Source organism: Planctobacterium sp. R6, from assembly GCF_055755215.1.
The window spans coordinates 96,431-112,209 of sequence record NZ_JBVTQY010000014.1 but is presented as its reverse complement, the minus strand read 5'-3'; the positions used below and the strand labels follow the sequence as shown (position 1 = coordinate 112,209).

The 15,779-nt window shown below is 49.1% G+C and carries 12 protein-coding genes; 1 reads left to right on the top strand and 11 read right to left on the bottom strand.

Annotated elements, in window-relative coordinates:
• Positions 1-31: 31 nt before the first annotated feature.
• From AC0J20_RS11310 to AC0J20_RS11280, 7 genes are all read right to left on the bottom strand, one after another.
• Positions 32-1,069, bottom strand: coding sequence for a CHASE domain-containing protein (locus AC0J20_RS11310; RefSeq protein WP_473021721.1), 1,038 nt, complete (start codon positions 1,067-1,069; stop codon positions 32-34).
• Positions 1,070-1,291: 222 nt separating this feature from the next.
• Positions 1,292-1,555, bottom strand: a complete 264-nt coding sequence (locus AC0J20_RS11305) for an amphi-Trp domain-containing protein (RefSeq protein ID WP_229529939.1) — start codon at positions 1,553-1,555, stop codon at positions 1,292-1,294.
• Positions 1,556-1,564: 9 nt separating this feature from the next.
• The gene (locus AC0J20_RS11300; protein ID WP_473021720.1) at positions 1,565-2,875 is read right to left on the bottom strand and encodes a metallophosphoesterase; all 1,311 of its coding nucleotides are present in this window, start codon (positions 2,873-2,875) and stop codon (positions 1,565-1,567) included.
• A gap of 35 nt (positions 2,876-2,910) precedes the next feature.
• Positions 2,911-3,600 (bottom strand): histidine phosphatase family protein, encoded by a 690-nt coding sequence (locus AC0J20_RS11295; RefSeq protein WP_473021719.1) that lies wholly within the window; start codon positions 3,598-3,600, stop codon positions 2,911-2,913.
• A gap of 11 nt (positions 3,601-3,611) precedes the next feature.
• A complete protein-coding gene (locus AC0J20_RS11290; protein WP_473021718.1) occupies positions 3,612-4,703 on the bottom strand; it encodes an HprK-related kinase B in 1,092 nt (363 codons plus the stop codon).
• Between the two features lies 1 nt (position 4,704).
• Positions 4,705-5,589: a GAK system ATP-grasp enzyme gene (locus AC0J20_RS11285; protein WP_473021717.1), complete on the bottom strand. Its 885-nt coding sequence runs from the start codon at positions 5,587-5,589 to the stop codon at positions 4,705-4,707.
• Complete coding sequence (locus AC0J20_RS11280) at positions 5,582-7,219, bottom strand: phosphotransferase (RefSeq protein ID WP_473021716.1); 1,638 nt, start codon at positions 7,217-7,219, stop codon at positions 5,582-5,584. Before AC0J20_RS11280 ends, AC0J20_RS11285 begins: the two co-directional genes overlap by 8 nt.
• A 155-nt stretch (positions 7,220-7,374) precedes the next feature.
• Here AC0J20_RS11280 and AC0J20_RS11275 point away from each other — a divergent pair, with 155 nt between their 5' ends.
• Positions 7,375-8,568, top strand: coding sequence for a GAK system CofD-like protein (locus AC0J20_RS11275; RefSeq protein ID WP_473021715.1), 1,194 nt, complete (start codon positions 7,375-7,377; stop codon positions 8,566-8,568).
• 36 nt (positions 8,569-8,604) lie between these two features.
• Here AC0J20_RS11275 and AC0J20_RS11270 read toward each other — a convergent pair whose 3' ends face one another.
• From AC0J20_RS11270 to AC0J20_RS11255, 4 genes are all read right to left on the bottom strand, one after another.
• Positions 8,605-9,480 carry a class I SAM-dependent methyltransferase gene (locus tag AC0J20_RS11270; RefSeq protein WP_473021714.1) on the bottom strand — a complete coding sequence of 292 codons (876 nt, stop codon included), beginning with the start codon at positions 9,478-9,480 and terminating at the stop codon, positions 8,605-8,607.
• Positions 9,481-9,590: 110 nt separating this feature from the next.
• Positions 9,591-11,063: a tryptophan halogenase family protein gene (locus AC0J20_RS11265; RefSeq protein ID WP_473021713.1), complete on the bottom strand. Its 1,473-nt coding sequence runs from the start codon at positions 11,061-11,063 to the stop codon at positions 9,591-9,593.
• Entirely contained in the window at positions 11,060-12,622 is a 1,563-nt protein-coding gene (locus AC0J20_RS11260; protein ID WP_473021712.1) for a tryptophan halogenase family protein, read from the bottom strand. The genes AC0J20_RS11265 and AC0J20_RS11260 overlap by 4 nt, the downstream gene beginning before the upstream one ends.
• Before the next feature lie 105 nt (positions 12,623-12,727).
• On the bottom strand, positions 12,728-15,664 hold the full coding sequence (locus AC0J20_RS11255; protein WP_473021726.1) for a TonB-dependent receptor: 2,937 nt from the start codon (positions 15,662-15,664) through the stop codon (positions 12,728-12,730).
• Positions 15,665-15,779: the final 115 nt, after the last annotated feature.

Below are 15,779 nucleotides of genomic sequence, written 5' to 3'. Positions count from 1 at the left end.
GTTTCACTCAAACCTGTCATCCACCCCCTGTCTAACAATACGAAAAACTGAGGCGACAACTATCCTGACACAGGGGGGCGGCGTTAGCGTCTACTATCTGTCCGGTGGACTTCTCAATAAGCAACATCACGGCATTGTGATTGTGGAATATATTCCGAAATTTGCGTTCCGAGCGAAAGACATTGTGAATTGAGTCAAGGTACAGCATTTCGGTGCTGTATCTGTGCTTTAAAACCAGCAACCACAAGCAAAAAAGCAGCAGAGCTCCAATCCAAACCGGAATATTTATGCGTAGATCCTGCCAACCCATTTTGGGGGTCGCTAACAATTGCCAATTCCCCTGAGGTAAACTGATCAGGAGCCCAATTGGCTCCTGCGCTAAAATCTGGCTGTTCCCGTAGAAAAAGTCACCGGCAGACCCGCTGGCGTCTTTACCCCGAATGGCGAGATCCAGTTTTGTCTGCAAGGAAACACCACTGACCTGTAAAATTTCCTCGTAGCGCAAGACAACAGACAGTAACCCCCAAACATCCCCTGAACGGGCGTTAATTATCGGCGTTCTGGCTATCAGTGCTGTATCTCCCTGGATCAAATTTAACGGACCAGCCAGAATTGTTCGATTAAGCTCAATAGCTCGTAATGCTGCTTCGTATTGGTCAGGAATATTCCGGTAATCGGCACCAAGCGCTTGTTCGTTGCCTTCCATTGGGTAGACATGGCTAATTACCAGATCTTTTGCGGCACCAATGTGCCGTATTTGATTGGCAGAGGAGAGCAGTTGTTGAGTAAACCTGGAAAACTCTGATTGGTCCATTTCCGGATTCAGGGAGATGTAGGTTGCAAGACCGTGGGTTAAACTGAGGTTGCGATTGATGGTGTATTCAAGTGAGGCTCTAATCTCGGTGAGCTCGGCGGTGACTTCGTTACTCTGCGTTTGGCGATGGCGCTCATTACTGATTAATTCAAACAGGCCTAAAGCCAAAAGCAGCAAAAGCGCAGACACTGCGGCAGCGGCCAGAAACTTTAATTTGATTCGAAGTTTAGTTTGGTGATTGGATGTTTCAGGCATCTGCTGATCTCTGAAGAGATACTCCTGTTTAGCGCTGGGATTAATTCTTTCGCCTAAATACTAGCAATGCTTTGCCTGTATCCCAAATAGAATGTGCGGTTTATAGACTAATTGATGAGATCTGGTTATAAAAGCAACAACAACTTCTGGTCTGACATGGCCAGGGATTGAGATACCCTTATTGATAGCAACACCGGATTATCGTGCTGAGATTTAAGGCGATTATTTTACTTTCAGAATTGACTCTGACAGATGTTGATTTTGCTTGTTCCAGCTGACCCGGATATCGAGCTTGTGGCGGGATTCGTCTTCTTTAACCGTGATTTTAAGGTCTAACAGCCCCTTGGGGGTAAGTGCTAACTTGCCATCTTCGTCACTGAATTCCAGTTTTCCTTTGCCCAGCCCTTTAGAAATAGCTTCCAGCAGTTTTTGAATGGACTTACCGTCCTGTAAAGACTCGTGCCTGAATTCACTTTTGTGTTCCATTGCGCTACCTCATTGTTGAACTGGCCAAATGTTGTGCCAGCGGGGTGTTAATACCTTGGCCACCGGGTGATCAGAACTGATACCTATTATCATTTTCTTAGGGTGGATTAGGGTGGCCCCAAAGCCGATTCCGGATAAACCTTCCTTGCGACGGGAGTTGCGATCTAAGGTGATATCGCCTTCTACATGCAACAGGCCCTTTTGCAACGATATCTGTTGCCCGTCGCCATGGTTTACATGGCCATGTACTACGCAGTGAATATCGCGCTGTTTTACTGCCTCTGCACCTTTCGCTGAAAAGATGGGATCGGAATCGCGATATTTAGTGCGAAACGGTGTTGCCAGAGAGCTGAAATAAAAGGCAAACAGATCGTCGCGCAACGTTGTTTTAAACTGTCGGTTGAGCTTTTTGATGCCATGTCGTTTGATCAGCTGACTAACGTCGTCGTCCAATCCTGCGTGTACAAACAAGAAGCTGCCTTTTTTATAGGCCAACTGCATATTTTTAAAGAACCAGCGGAATTTACCTTTTTTACTGAAAAACAGCTGCTGGCAGTGCTGCGCGGCAGCGTACACCATGCGAATATCCATACCCTGAGCCTGGCAATCCTGTTCGAACCTGCCCGCCTTTTTACGCAATCGTTTCACTTCCTTTTCAATGGCTTTGGCACTCAACGATTCTTTCGCAAACACCGGAAAAGCGTCAAACCAACTGTCTCTGGGGTAAAGATATTGTTTGCAGGTTTGCGCATCAGGTGTTTTCTGTTGCCAGTCGCTGTTAGCCAGATAGCGCTCAAAGACCTCTTTAAACAGCGGGATAACTTTGGTCCCCATGCGCACGAACATGTGCTCATAGCTGACGTGTTTTTCCCGGCTGATGGCGGAAAGTCCGGTTAACAGACGTAAATCATGATTTCCGGCCAGCAATTTTACTTTGGCTTTAGTGGCAATAAATTGTTTCAGGCTTTCTAATAAATCCAGATTACTTGGCCCTTTGTCCAGGCAATCACCGCCTATCACAAAGGTGGCTTTTTTACCTAATGCGGTTAACTTTAATTTACCCTTGCTGTTGCGGGTTACGCCACCGGAAGCCAGCAAAGAAGCAATAAACGCTTCCGCATCAGCATGGGGATCTGAGATAAAAATAACCGCTTTGTCTGGCCAACGCCAGTGTTCGGTTGACAGGGATTCCGGTGAAGGCTGTTCTCTTGCAGGCAGTTGCTCATCATTTGCTACATGTCGAAACTGAGACCAGTGTTGGCCAATGGTGGTGTATCCGGCGAGATCGATAGGAAAAGTTTGCAGTGAATTATAGGACATGGTTTGACTCAATGGCTGTCGGCTTGTCGCGCTGATTAATCTTTTGCCTCACTTCCCGCTTTACGAATCTTCCACTGGCCTGCAATGTGTTGCCACTCTGTATCTGTTTTTTCCAAAACGACAGGATGAGCGTGATGCATACTTAATTTTTTAATATCGCAAAACTGCATGACATTTAGATGACATGCAGCATGACGCATGGCTGCGCCATGGCCGACAATTAATTGCACGGTGTTTGATGTCGTCTCAGCGCATTGTGACTCGATATGCCGGGCTACGCGTGCACCGGCCGCCATCAGAGATTCTGCCCCCAGAAAGGGCAGACAATACTCACTGTCGGATTTCCACCCGGACGGGGCGGGAGCATAACGCGGATCCTCAACCAACAACTGCTCTATTTCCCGCGTGGTCAGGTTCGCTACGTTTCCCACCGAGCGTTCAACTAACGCCGGAAATTGCAGATGCACTGGTGGCTCAATAAAAAAGTCGTTGAGTTCCTGTATGTATATCTGCGCGGTTTGCCAGGCGCGCAATAGGGGAGAGGAGTGCACTTGTGACGCCAGACGCCAGCCTTTGTCTGTCAGTAATCTGGAAAATTGTTGTGCTTGTTGTCGTGCTTCGCTTATGCCTTGGGCTGTTAAAGGAAAAGGTTGCAGCGCGCTGGGGGTATCGACTTTCTGGTGGTAGGCGCCATGTCGAATCAATGCAATCAGCGTCTGTGCCATTTTCGCAACTCCTATGATGACATCGTTTGTAGTGATATTTTTTGGCTGAGTAGGTCAGTAAGCTGAGCAAAATCTGCACCACCAGTGACCTCCCACACCTGGACTGAGCGTAGCCTGTCCTGATAGGCCTGATTTGGCGGAATAATCGCTGCATTTAAAAAGGCTCCCCTGGCATCCTGATAAAAAGAGCCTGGAGATTTGGCGATAGCTTTGATTAAATCCGGTCGCGAATCCAGACTCACTGACTGCATGCTAACTGGGGCGTTGTGACCTGGCTGCCAGTTGAGTAATACAACCTGTTGTAACGGGCAACTGTGCCCCAGGCTGGCCTTACCATATACCCGCTCTACCATGACGTCGTACTTTTCCTCTAACTGCCAGAGTGCGTTACCGGGCATGCTGGCCAGCTCTTGTTGTCGCTTCACTGAAAGGATATCGACTAATTTGGGGTTGTTGAGCAAAGTACCGGGATTAACTCTGGGCTGTTTAGCCACGCCACGGGCCACAATGCCTGAACTTTCAGCAAATAAAAACAGACGGTCATTGGAAATAAACTGGCTATCTGGCAAGTCCATCAGTTTTAGCATCGTAGTGGATTTACCACCGCCCGATAAAGCGGCAATCGCGATACCCTGCTGCTGTACCTGCAAACAGGCGGCGTGACAAATCAGGCCGCCTTGTTGTTGCAAATAATTGATGTGCTGATTAATGATGAAATTTACCGTCTGGCTGAGAAATTGTTCGCAGGGGCCAATCGCCAAAGGTGCACTAAGGTGCTGGAATAATACCATGCCGGTTTTTAGTTTATGTATCCAGCGACCGTCTTCAACATCGCAATACTGTTCTTTTTGACGAGTTTTCCCGGCTTCGGCAGTCCACTTTTGCCACTGGATAGCGGGTTGCTGTACTTCGTCATCATACAGATAAATACTCACTGCGCTGCTTGTCACCCTGGTCTCATAACCGGCAAAATACTGACCTAGTGCCTGTAATAACTCGGGAGAATTACTCTTTACCTGATAATTCTGGCGGTCAAAAGTCAGTTGTAGCGAACAGTAAAAGTCCTGTGTCGTCAGTGAAAGTGTGTTGAATCCGGTGTGCATTTTAGTCTTCTGTTAAGGTGCGAATGATATGTTGGCAATAGGCCTGAGCAGCATCCGTCTGGCAACCTTCTGCTGCGCCTTTAAAGCCGCCAAATGCCGATACTTCAAAGATAATTGGTCCCTGGTCAGTGAGCGCAATATCGACGGTGGTAAAATCCAGACCAAAAGGCGCCTGTGCCTGCCGGCCTAATTCCACCAGAGCACTGTCAGGATGATAGGCCTGGTATTTACCGCCACTGTGGATGGTGGTATTCCATGAATCATTCTGCGCAACCCTGGCATAGGTACACAAATAGTTGCCTCCAACAAATACCATGCCCAAATCCCAGCCCTGCAGGGTGGCTTTCTTTTGGATATAAAGCATAGGGTTGTGTTGCTGAAAAGTGCGTAACCTTTGGGTTAAATCCGATTGTGCTGCACTGACCAGCGTCATGCCTCTGGCTTTGGTGGAAAACATGGGTTTCAGCACGGCGGTACCGAAACGCTGAACCGCCATCTCCGCGTCCTGTAAATTTTCAGTCACGCAGGTTTCCGGCAAAGGTAAGTGTTGGGCAGCCAGAGTGACACTGCACCCGAGACGATTGACCAATTGCAGCATGGCCTGACAGGAACTGAACACTCTGACTCCGGCCATTTCCGCAAAACGCAGTAGTTCGATGCGATCCCACATGTGCCGATCATAATCCTGAGTGATCTTTTTCACAACGATGGCGTCTAACTGACACAGGTTCACATCCTGAAACCACAGCGCGTTGCTGGCAGTATCCAGCCGGACATCCTGCATACTGATAACCAGCCTGAACCCGGTTTGTTGTTCAATCCGATCAGCCAGAACTTCTGTGGACCATTTTCCCGGTATGCCCACAACGGCAATGCGTTTATTCAAAGAAAAGTTCCTCCAGTGGCAGGCGATATCTCGCCAGTTTATCAGCTTTACAGGTGGTGATCTGGTTCAGTAAATACATGGCCCGCAAAAACATACGTCGGGACAAGGTAGGGTCCAGGATAAAGCGGGTAGAGGTGATATAAGAACGGATCAGTCCCAGTGTCAGTCTGAGTTCAAAGCTGTCGTCCTGTTCTTTTTTGGCGAAACGTCTGACCGGAGCGAGGAACTGCTTAGCGATCGTCAGTAATCTGCTGCGTTGCTGGGTTTCCAGAATGCCGAGACGGTAGATGGACACCATAAAAACCGCGACATCCTGCACGTAGTCCATGTATCTGGAGCGATGTAAATCAATAAAATTGATCCGCTTATCAATCGGATCATAAATAATATTGTCAAGATTAAAGTCACCGTGTATGTACACGGAAAATGGTGCGTGCAGCTTCTTTTCCAGCTCTGCTGCGCGCTTCATCAGAGTTTGCAGCGAGGCGGTGGTCTCACCACAGAGCATTTGCTTCTGAGTGGCGAATTCAGGGTGAACCTGAAAGACTGCGGGCAGGCGCTTTTCCAACTGCAGCATATGTTGGGCCTGCGCAGGTCGGGGTGTGCGGGTTTCCTGCCAGATATTTTGCAGCGTCTTTAACAGGCTTTTTAACGCTGGCTGAACCAACTCTGTGTGTTCTGTGACAATACGCTCCAGGGTAAAACCCGGCAGGTGTTCAATCAGTATCGAGGCGGTATCACCGCGTTTGTGATAGGACAGAATTTTTGGGGCCAGTCCCGGGTAGATATCATGCCAGCTTTTTACACTGGCTCGCTCCTCTTTTACTTTTCCTTTGTCACCTTCTTTGAAAATGGCCAGCGGGTCGTCATTGCTGTTGTCTTTTCTGGATACTGCAGAAATCGCGCTGCCGGAACGGGTTTCTGCAATGGTATTCAGGGTCAGGTTTTCCGGTTCTGTTGCCACGTCATCGGCAATATCAGTCAGGGAGGTATAACGACTGAGATTCATTTGCTGGCCCAAATTAGCCGACAGTACCGACTCGGCAATGGCGCCCATTAAGGCGATCATTTGGCGCAGAGCATAGATGGGAAACATCATTTCAGCGGCTTCCTGCAAGCGCTGTTCCTCGCCTAGCTCTAAAACCGCTTTGTTCATGGTTTTAGACAATCTACGGGTTAATTTGCGCCGTTCATTATCGATATCTATAGCCACCCTGGAGTTCGCATTGACGAGGGCGCTTTCCACCTGCCCCAGCGCCAGACGCATACGTTTGACCAATTTGGCGCATTCTTTATGAGGCAGCTCGCTAAGGCGTCGGGGCTTGAGTCGCAAGCTATCGCTGATGGCCTGACGTCCGAAATGACTAAACTGGAATAATTCGGCTACCAGATTTTCTGCGGCCTGTAGTCTAAACTGTAAGGGTGATTTTGGGTGACGCTGCAACTGACTCAGCAAACTGCGCCTGGCGCGGGTACGCAGGTTTTCAGCATAGCCGGCGCGACCCAAAATGCGATTGGCGACGCTGGCTTCCGGGGCAACAAAAAAGGCTTCCGTTTGCAGCAATTGTTGCTCAATCTCTAACAACAAGAAATGCAGATGCTCGATAGTGCTGTTGTTAAGTTTGCTCAAGCGCCCTCTGCTGTAAAATAACTGTTATGCTGTTAGTCTATACTGACATCGGAATATGTCACCCGTATGAAACCACGGGTGGCTGGCGAAAGCGGAATAGATCTGCAACAACAAACGTTGAAAAAATGAAAATAACAACAAGGCTTAGATAACCGATGACTCGTTTTTTGGTTACCAGGGGAGGCACAATCCCTGATCCTATGCGCAGTAGTCGCTATAAAAAAATTCCGGAACTCGGCCCGCGTATTTTGTTTTTCAGTGGTGGCAGTGCCCTGAATGGCGTAGCGCGCAAACTGAAAGAATTCACCCATAATTCAATTCACCTGGTTACCCCATTTGACTCCGGTGGCAGCTCAGCGGTGATCCGGGAGTTTTTTGATATGCCTGCAGTGGGTGACCTGCGCAGCCGCATGATGGCGCTGGCCGATGAATCGGTATTGGGGAACCCTGAAATACTCCGCCTGTTTAACTACCGCTTTGACAAAACCACAGACAATGACACATTAAGAGCGCGTCTGGAGTCGATGGTGGCAGGGGAAGATGACCTGACCCGCGATATCCTCAACCCCATGCGCAGCCTGATTTGCAACCATTTAGGCTACTTTTTAAAGGTGATGCCCGCCGCATTTAACCTGCGCGGTGCCAGTATCGGCAATTTGATTTTAGTGGGCGGTTATATCAATCAGCATCGTCAACTGGACCCTATTATTTTTTTGTTTTCTGAATTGGTTAAAGTAAAAGGGGTGGTGCGCTCAATAACCGAAGACAATTATCACCTGGCGGCAGAACTGGCGGATGGTTCTCAGGTGATCGGTCAACACTGCCTGACCGGAAAAGAACAACCACCGATCAACTGTGCCATAAAAAAGCTACGCCTGAGCAAGGATCTGAACAGTTTGCGCCGGGTTACTACCAAGTTAAAAAAGCGCAACCGCAACCTGATCCAAAGCGCAGAGTTAATTTGCTACCCACCCGGCAGTTTTTATTCCAGCCTGGTGGCCAATTTATTGCCTTACGGGGTTGCTGAGTGCATTGCGCAGAACCCTTGCCCCAAGGTGTACATTCCCAATCGCGGTACCGATCCGGAACAAATCGGTATGACTATCAATGATCAGGTGGATACTATTCTGGCCCGTTTACAAGGCCAACTGGATAAACCGGTAGAAACGACGCAGTTATTAAATTTTATTTTGTACGACAGTCGTCACTTACCACAAAAACAGCAACTGGATGTTGCGCACTATACCCGGATGGGCATTCAGGTCATTGATACGCCACTACTGCACGACCATCAACCTAAATATTATGATGATGGGCAGTTAGTTAAGGCGTTGATATCGTTAATATAGCGGACCAGTAGCGGTCCGCCGTAAAGATGATTTACTTTATTTCTTTTTAAAAAGCAGAGTCATGCGATTGGATTCTCCAATTTTATCCAGCGCCTGTTTACGGGCTTCGTCGTCCTGCGCACCGTAATAGGTGGGGGGCAAGCGCCACACCATGTCACTTTCAGACGGCTTGTCATTGGGGTTTTTATTGATGTCTGAGCGACTAACCAGTTCAAAACCGGCGGCTTCAAAACTGGCGATGACCTGCGACGCTTTCAGATAACCCCGGCTACCATCGGTATCGGCATCTGACTCGGCAATTTCGTGTTGTACCACGCCTACCATGCCATCGGGTTTCAGCAACTGGTGTGCAGCTGTTAAGGCCTGGGTAAGGGTGCCAGCCTCTTTTTCAAAGCGGTTCAGGTTGTGCAGCGCCCGAATAAATAATACCCGGTCTACCGTGCCATGAATTGCAGCAGGGATAGTTTCAAAGGTAAAGCCGTCAGCACTGATACCATTGTCGCTTAACTCAGCCACCATGTCTGGAAAGGCAGCGGTGGAGGCAATCATATCCTTGATGCGTTCTTCACTGAAAAAACCAAATCTGGGCCACATGCTGTCCACATAATTGATGCCATAAAGCGCGCCGTCTTTACCCAGGTAATTGGCAATGATACCGGAATACCAGCCACCGCCGGGTAAGGCTTCGGCAACAGTCATACCAGGTTTTAACTGGAAAAAGCTGAGGGTCTCTACCGGGTGACGTTGCTGATCGCGGGCCCGGGCTTCTTCGGAGCGCTCTGCCACAACCGCTTTCAGGGTTTTATGGCTTTCCACTTTTGCCAGGGCATTGTGGCTCAATGCCAGAAGCAACGCCGCCCCCAATATCGAGGTGACGCGTTTTTTGTTTTTAAAGTTCAGTGGCTGTTTCATGCAAAGTTCCGGTAAATTTATTGTGATTGCAGTAAAAGTTAGAAGGCTTTTGCACATGACGCAACTACAAACTGATGTCTTACATAAATATTTACCAAAAGGGGCCTCACTCAGCCCAGGTATTGTTTAATAAAGGCACCGTGTTCAGGCAGAGCATTGCACTGCTGCTTTACCTGCATTTGCAAGCCGTGCATGAAGCGCTGGAATTCAGGCTGGCTCATTTCATTAACGATGGGGTGATATTGTTGCGGCTTCAGACGCTGTCCCAGCATCACCTGTGTCCAGGAATCTACCCTGAATATATCACCGTCATCTAAAAATACCCGACCTGTCTCTTTAAACAATGCGATTTTGTGTTGCAGCGACGGGGGGAGTTCCATGCTGGCACAATGACGCCAGAACTCGCTGTCGCGGCGCTCTGTTGCGGCATAGTGCATGACAATAAAGTCCAGAATACACTGCATTTCACTGTCGAATTTGTTGTTGTATTCATTGATGGCGGCTTCGGTGATGCCATTGAACGGGAACAGGCGCATCAGCCTGACCAGGCCGGTCATGATCAGATGTATGCTGGTGGATTCCAGAGGCTCGATAAAGCCTGATGCTAACCCCAATGCGACACAGTTTTTGTGCCAACCCTTGCGACGTTTGCCGGGGGTAAAGCGGATCACTCTGGGGTCGGTTAACGGCTCTCCCGGGATGTTTTGCATCAGCAGGGTTTGCGCGTCGCTGTCATCCTGGTACTGACTGCTATAAACCAGACCATTCCCTACCCGGGTTTGCAATGGAATTTGCCATTGCCAGCCAGCCTGATGAGCAATGGAACGGGTATAAGGTTTGGGAGCATCAGGGTTGCTACACTGCACTGCCAGGGCACTATCGCAGGGTAAATAGTGGCTCCAGTTATCGTATCCGGTATGCAGCGTTTGTTCGATTAACAGGCCCCGAAAACCGGTGCAGTCGATAAACAAATCGCCACGAACGGTGTCACCATTTTGCAATTGCAAGGCACTGATATAGCCAGAGTCGGGACATTGCATGACCTTTGCGATTTTTCCTTCGGTACGGGTAACCCCCTGCCGTTGGGCCATTTCCCGTAAAAACTGCCCGTAGCGGGTGGCATCCAGATGATAGGCAAAATTCAGTGGTACTTGCTGGTGCAATGCAAATTTGTTTTCCAGTGCCGCTTCATGTTCCAGGCAAAAGGCCCCAAACGGGGTGGTCATGCCTTCCTGTTGTGCCCTGAGCCAAAAGTGATGAAATTCGCCAGCCCAGCATTCGCGACCTGTGATCCCGAAAGAGTGAATATAGCTATCGCCCTGTTGTCCCCAGTTCTCAAACTGAATACCCAGTTTAAAGGTGGCCTGGGTGGCTTTCATAAACGCACGTTCGTCTATGTCTAACAATTTGTGCAGAGTTCTGATGGGCGGTATGGTGGCTTCACCGACCCCCACTGTGCCGATTTCATCTGATTCTACCAGGGTGATATTCAAACTTTTTCCCAGCAGTTTTGACAGGGACGCGGCCGCCATCCACCCGGCTGTTCCGCCACCGGCAATAACCACATCAGAAATGCTGTTCACGATACTACCTCCGTTGTCATTTTTTGTCGGATAGCGCTTAGCAGGCTGCGGTTTTCCGGTAGTCCCTGCAAAAGTTGTTGTTTCATGTTTTGCGTTTGTTGCATCAGTGTGTTTGCCCGAGGTTGGCTTTGATAAAAATTGTTGTCTTTGATTTGCTGACTGTGTGCCCCCATGCCATATAGTACATATTGATAACTGGCTGAGGTGAATACTTCCTCGTTTTCGATGAAATCCAGACGGGAAGGCGTCTGAAATTGCCACAGTGCTAACAGGGTTTGCAGTGAGTCAGGTATTGATTCGGGTTGGCGCTGCCAGCTCCAGAATTCAGAGTCTTGTCGTTTATTCAATACATAGTGCAATTTGACAAAGTCAATCACCCGCTGCCAGCGATAGTCAAAGCGTTTGTTAAAACGCTGCGACAGTATGTCCATGTGACGTCTGGTTTGTGGGAATTCCTCGCACAACATGTTAATGCTCAGTTCCACCATGGCGATGGCTGAGGCTTCCAGGGGTTCAATAAATCCGGCTGACATACCGATGGCAAGGCAGTTGTTTTGCCAGCATTTTTTGCGATAGCCGGGGGTGAATTTCAGGTGTCTGGGCGTCAGTGTGGCTACCTGCTCCTCGCTGAGTTGTTGGCGAAGATGGTCGAGCAAAGTGTGCTCCGCTTGTGCTTTGTCACAAAATCCGGAGGCGTAGGCAAAGCCTACCCCCCGGCGGTGATAAAGGCCGATGTCCCAAATCCAGCCGTTTGGTTTAGCGCTGGCATTGGTGGTGGACTGAATGGGGCTATCGTTCTGCGCATAGGGAACCTGCACCGCGATTGCCGAGTCGCTGGGTAGTACCTGGGTTACCGCCTGCCACGGGATGGCGTAATGCTGGCCGATCAGACGGGAAGCCATACCACTGCAATCGATAAAAAAGTCTGCTGTTATTGGCCCATTTTGTTGCCCAATCAGTGCCCTGATATCGCCATTAGGATGGCACTCTACTTGCTCTATGTGGTCGCGAATATGGTTGACCCCCAATTGTTGGGTGCAGTGCTCGGTTAGCAGTTCTGCCAGTTTATCGGCATCAAAGTGGTATCCATAGTTAACCACCTGGGCGTATTCGGGCGTGGCCAGTTGCTTAGGGGCACGGCCTGCCTCGCACACTGCCGGTTGCGGACAAAACACATCGGCAAATGGCATCGCTTGGGCGCTGCTTTGCCAATGTTGATAGCCGTTAATTTCGGTATAGCCTGCCGGGTTTGTGAAGGGGTGGTAATAGTGCCCGGTCGCTGTTTCATTGCGCCAGCCAATAAATTTTGAACCTTGTTTAAACGAAGCCTGACAGCGCACTAAAAAAGTCAGTTCAGAAATACCGATTTGGCGTAGTGTGTGGCGCAAGGAAGGCCAGCTACCCTCACCAACACCTATGGTACTTAAGGTGGGAGACTCAATCAGACTGATCTGCAGTTGCTGTTCCCGCTGCTGCATTTGTGCGGCGAGTCGACCAGCGGTCAACCAACCGGCTGAGCCGCCACCTAAAATGACAATATGTTTTAATGGGTTATCCATGTTGTACCTTTATGCAAACCTGCTGTAAGCATAATTTATTCAACTGAAAATGCGAAAAAACCAGTGCCCCGAAGGACACTGGAAAACGGTACCACATGGACACACTTAAAACTTGTATCGCGCACCTAACGCATATCTGGCGCCAAGGTCTTCCATGCGCCACAATTGCGCACTGGTTCTGCCATGAGTGCGGCTGTCTTCTTCCGTAATATTGATACCTTCCAGGAATACCGTCAGATCCTCAGTGACGTCATAAGACACGTTGAAGTCAATCTGAGATAATGATTCGGTAAAGCTGGGCTCATTCACGTAAAAGGCGGCATTATTCAGGAACTTGTCCCGCCAGTTATAGGCAATACGCGCCTGCAGGCCGTCTTTCTCATACATCAGAATCAGGTTAGCGGTGTCACTGAGTCCCACCAGTGCAAATTGCGTCTCTGAAGGATCGGCATTGATATCGAAGGCGATATCACCGTTAACTGTGGTGTAGTTGGCCGCTACACCAAATCCGGTATCGCCAAAGAAGTGTTGTGCTGCAATCTCAAAACCATAGATATTTGCGCTTTTGTTATTAACCGGCTTACTGTTGATAAAGGTTAACAAGGGATCATCGCCATTGGGCAGAATATCATAGGTTGCTTCAAACTCTTCATCGGTCATGGAGAAGAAGTCAACGCCATTTTCCATGGCCGCCACCATACTGAATAAGGTGCTGTCACTGAGTGGTACTCCTAAGCGCTCAAGCTCGGCGATAGCCGCTTGTGCTCTGGGACCGGCCGTGGCATCTCTCAGGTCATAAATGGTTTCTTCTACCTGTTCATTACCGATAAAGTTGCGTACCCGTTTGTCATAGAAGCCGACTGACACATAGCTGGTCTCGTCGAAATAGTATTCTACCGAGATATCCACGTTATCCGACTCCAGCGGCTTCAGATAAGGGTTGCCGGACTCCGCTGACGCAGTGGGTCTGTCCGAAAACGGGGTGGCACTGCTGGGCTGATTAAGATCCGATGCAGCGCTCAAATGGTTATAGGTAGGACGGGCAATAGTCTTGCTGTAAGAGAATCGGGTAATGACGTTTTCTGCCACTTCAATATCAAAGTCCAGAGCCGGTAACAGATGGTCATAGTCTGATTTATACGCGACATCTTCCATAGCGCTACCGAAACGGATATTGAAGTCATTGTTGTTTTCCCAGGCAACAGCGCTGGGCAAACTAATATTGGCGATGGACGTAGTCTCAGTATCTTCATAGCGCAGACCCATCAGCAAATTGTAAGGCATTCCGCCCAGTTCGCCGGATAAATCGTATTCAAAATACAGTGCGACAATGTCTTCTTCAATGGTGCGGTTAGTGGCGTATGGGTTGTCGGCCAGTAAATTAAATCCATAGGTGCTTGCAGCAAATGCACCTATCTCAGCCACACTACCGGTAAAGCCTTGAGAAAAAATACCATTGGTATTGAAATCAGTGAATTCTTCCGCCAGGTTAAGAGGTGTTAATACGCCTGCCGGTAACTCACCTGGGTTTTCAATACCCCAGTTACCCATAGTATGTCGCGTTAAGGATTGCAGCGAAGTACTTTCCATAGCACGAGATTCAATACCAAACTTGATACTGCCTTCGTCAAAGTGATACTGACCATCTAAACGTGCCTGGGTGACTTCAGTGTCCTGAGAGCTGAAGTTCATATCCAGAATGGAGGTACCCACGTCGTCCTGATCCAGGACACCGTTGCCATTCAGGTTGCTGCGACTGAGATCGTCAAAATCCACCGTCATGATCGGGAAGTCTACAGAGAAATCCGCGCCCTGACCGCGTACCACGTTCGCGCCAAGACCAAGGTTGGTCCAGGTGCCATAGGGTGCATCAGGTCTGCCTTCAGCCGAGGAGTGATGGGCATCGAATACCAGTGAAAAGTCTTCGTTGACCATGTACTCAAGATTGATACCCAGAGACTTGTTTTCATTGACCTGATTAAGCTCCTGTATTGCCAAACCCAAATCCCGAGGCAACAGATCACGACGCTCCTGAGTGATGTGAATGGGGGTAGCAACTACTTCATCATCAAAGGTCAGCTCGGCAAAATAGCGATCGTCCATCCAGATTGACTGTTCAGCGCGGGCTTCGTACAGATCCTGTTTGGAATAAGTGTAATCCAGAGTAGCAGTTAGCTTATCTGATGGGGCGAATTGTACGGTTAACTGGGCATTGGTACGCTTGCGCTCACGGTCTGACACGTAGTAACGCAAATCGGCCGGGATGGCAAACAACTGGCCAATATCCGGTGCGTTATTTAGTACCACGGCCGGGCCGCTGGCCGGGTTGGTTGCCGGATCTGGTGATTGCGGCACCGTGCCATTAAAAGGGTTAACACGCCATTCGTTAACGAAAGCACCTACCGCGGCACTGTCTCTTTCCTGAATGGAACCGGTGAGGGTAACACCAAAGGTTTTGTCTTCGTTGACGTAATTCGCAAACCCGGAGATTTCGGGGGTAACATCGTCATTAACCCGATTGGTGGTATCGTGCAGTGCCTTAGCACCGACATTGGCGCTGAATCCTGTTTCGTAGGCATCAAACGGGCGTGCTGTTCTGATGTTGATAGTGGCACCAATACCGCCGGTCGCGATGCTGGCCCTTCCGGTTTTATACACCTCAACCGCACGCACACTTTCTGATGCCAGGTCTGAAAAGTCATAAGCGCGGGAGTTGGGCGTGCCGCCATTTGCAGGTAATGCTGAGCCAGGCATAGTACGGCCATTTAAGGTCACCATGTTGTAATCCGGACCAAAGCCACGTGCAGTAACCTGGTTACCTTCACCGTTGTTCCGATTGATGGAAATACCGGTGATGCGCTGTAACGATTCTGCCAGGTTGGTATCCGGAAACTTACCGATATCTTCAGCAGAAATTGCATCGACGACGCCTGATGATTCCCGCTTTACACCCATGGATTCCTGCATACTGCCGCGAATACCGCTGACCTGAATAACTTCAACGTCATTCAGCTCGCTGCTTTCTTGCGCCAGTGCTGGCATTGTCATACCGCCAGCGAGTATCAGGGATACGCTGGTGGCTAATTTAGTTTTGCTTAGTTTTGCGTTTTTCACTGTGTTGCTCTCTTTAAGTTTTAATCACTTTTATCTCAATCTG

Excerpts from the sequence above, each read along its gene's own strand:
- AC0J20_RS11310 (WP_473021721.1), bottom strand. The coding sequence starts at position 1,069 with ATGCCTGAAACATCCAATCACCAAACTAAACTTCGAATCAAATTAAAG.
- AC0J20_RS11305 (WP_229529939.1), bottom strand. The coding sequence starts at position 1,555 with ATGGAACACAAAAGTGAATTCAGGCACGAGTCTTTACAGGACGGTAAG.
- AC0J20_RS11300 (WP_473021720.1), bottom strand. The coding sequence starts at position 2,875 with ATGTCCTATAATTCACTGCAAACTTTTCCTATCGATCTCGCCGGATAC.
- AC0J20_RS11295 (WP_473021719.1), bottom strand. The coding sequence starts at position 3,600 with ATGGCACAGACGCTGATTGCATTGATTCGACATGGCGCCTACCACCAG.
- AC0J20_RS11290 (WP_473021718.1), bottom strand. The coding sequence starts at position 4,703 with ATGCACACCGGATTCAACACACTTTCACTGACGACACAGGACTTTTAC.
- AC0J20_RS11275 (WP_473021715.1), top strand. The coding sequence starts at position 7,375 with ATGACTCGTTTTTTGGTTACCAGGGGAGGCACAATCCCTGATCCTATG.
- AC0J20_RS11270 (WP_473021714.1), bottom strand. The coding sequence starts at position 9,480 with ATGAAACAGCCACTGAACTTTAAAAACAAAAAACGCGTCACCTCGATA.
- AC0J20_RS11260 (WP_473021712.1), bottom strand. The coding sequence starts at position 12,622 with ATGGATAACCCATTAAAACATATTGTCATTTTAGGTGGCGGCTCAGCC.
- AC0J20_RS11255 (WP_473021726.1), bottom strand. The coding sequence starts at position 15,664 with ATGCCAGCACTGGCGCAAGAAAGCAGCGAGCTGAATGACGTTGAAGTT.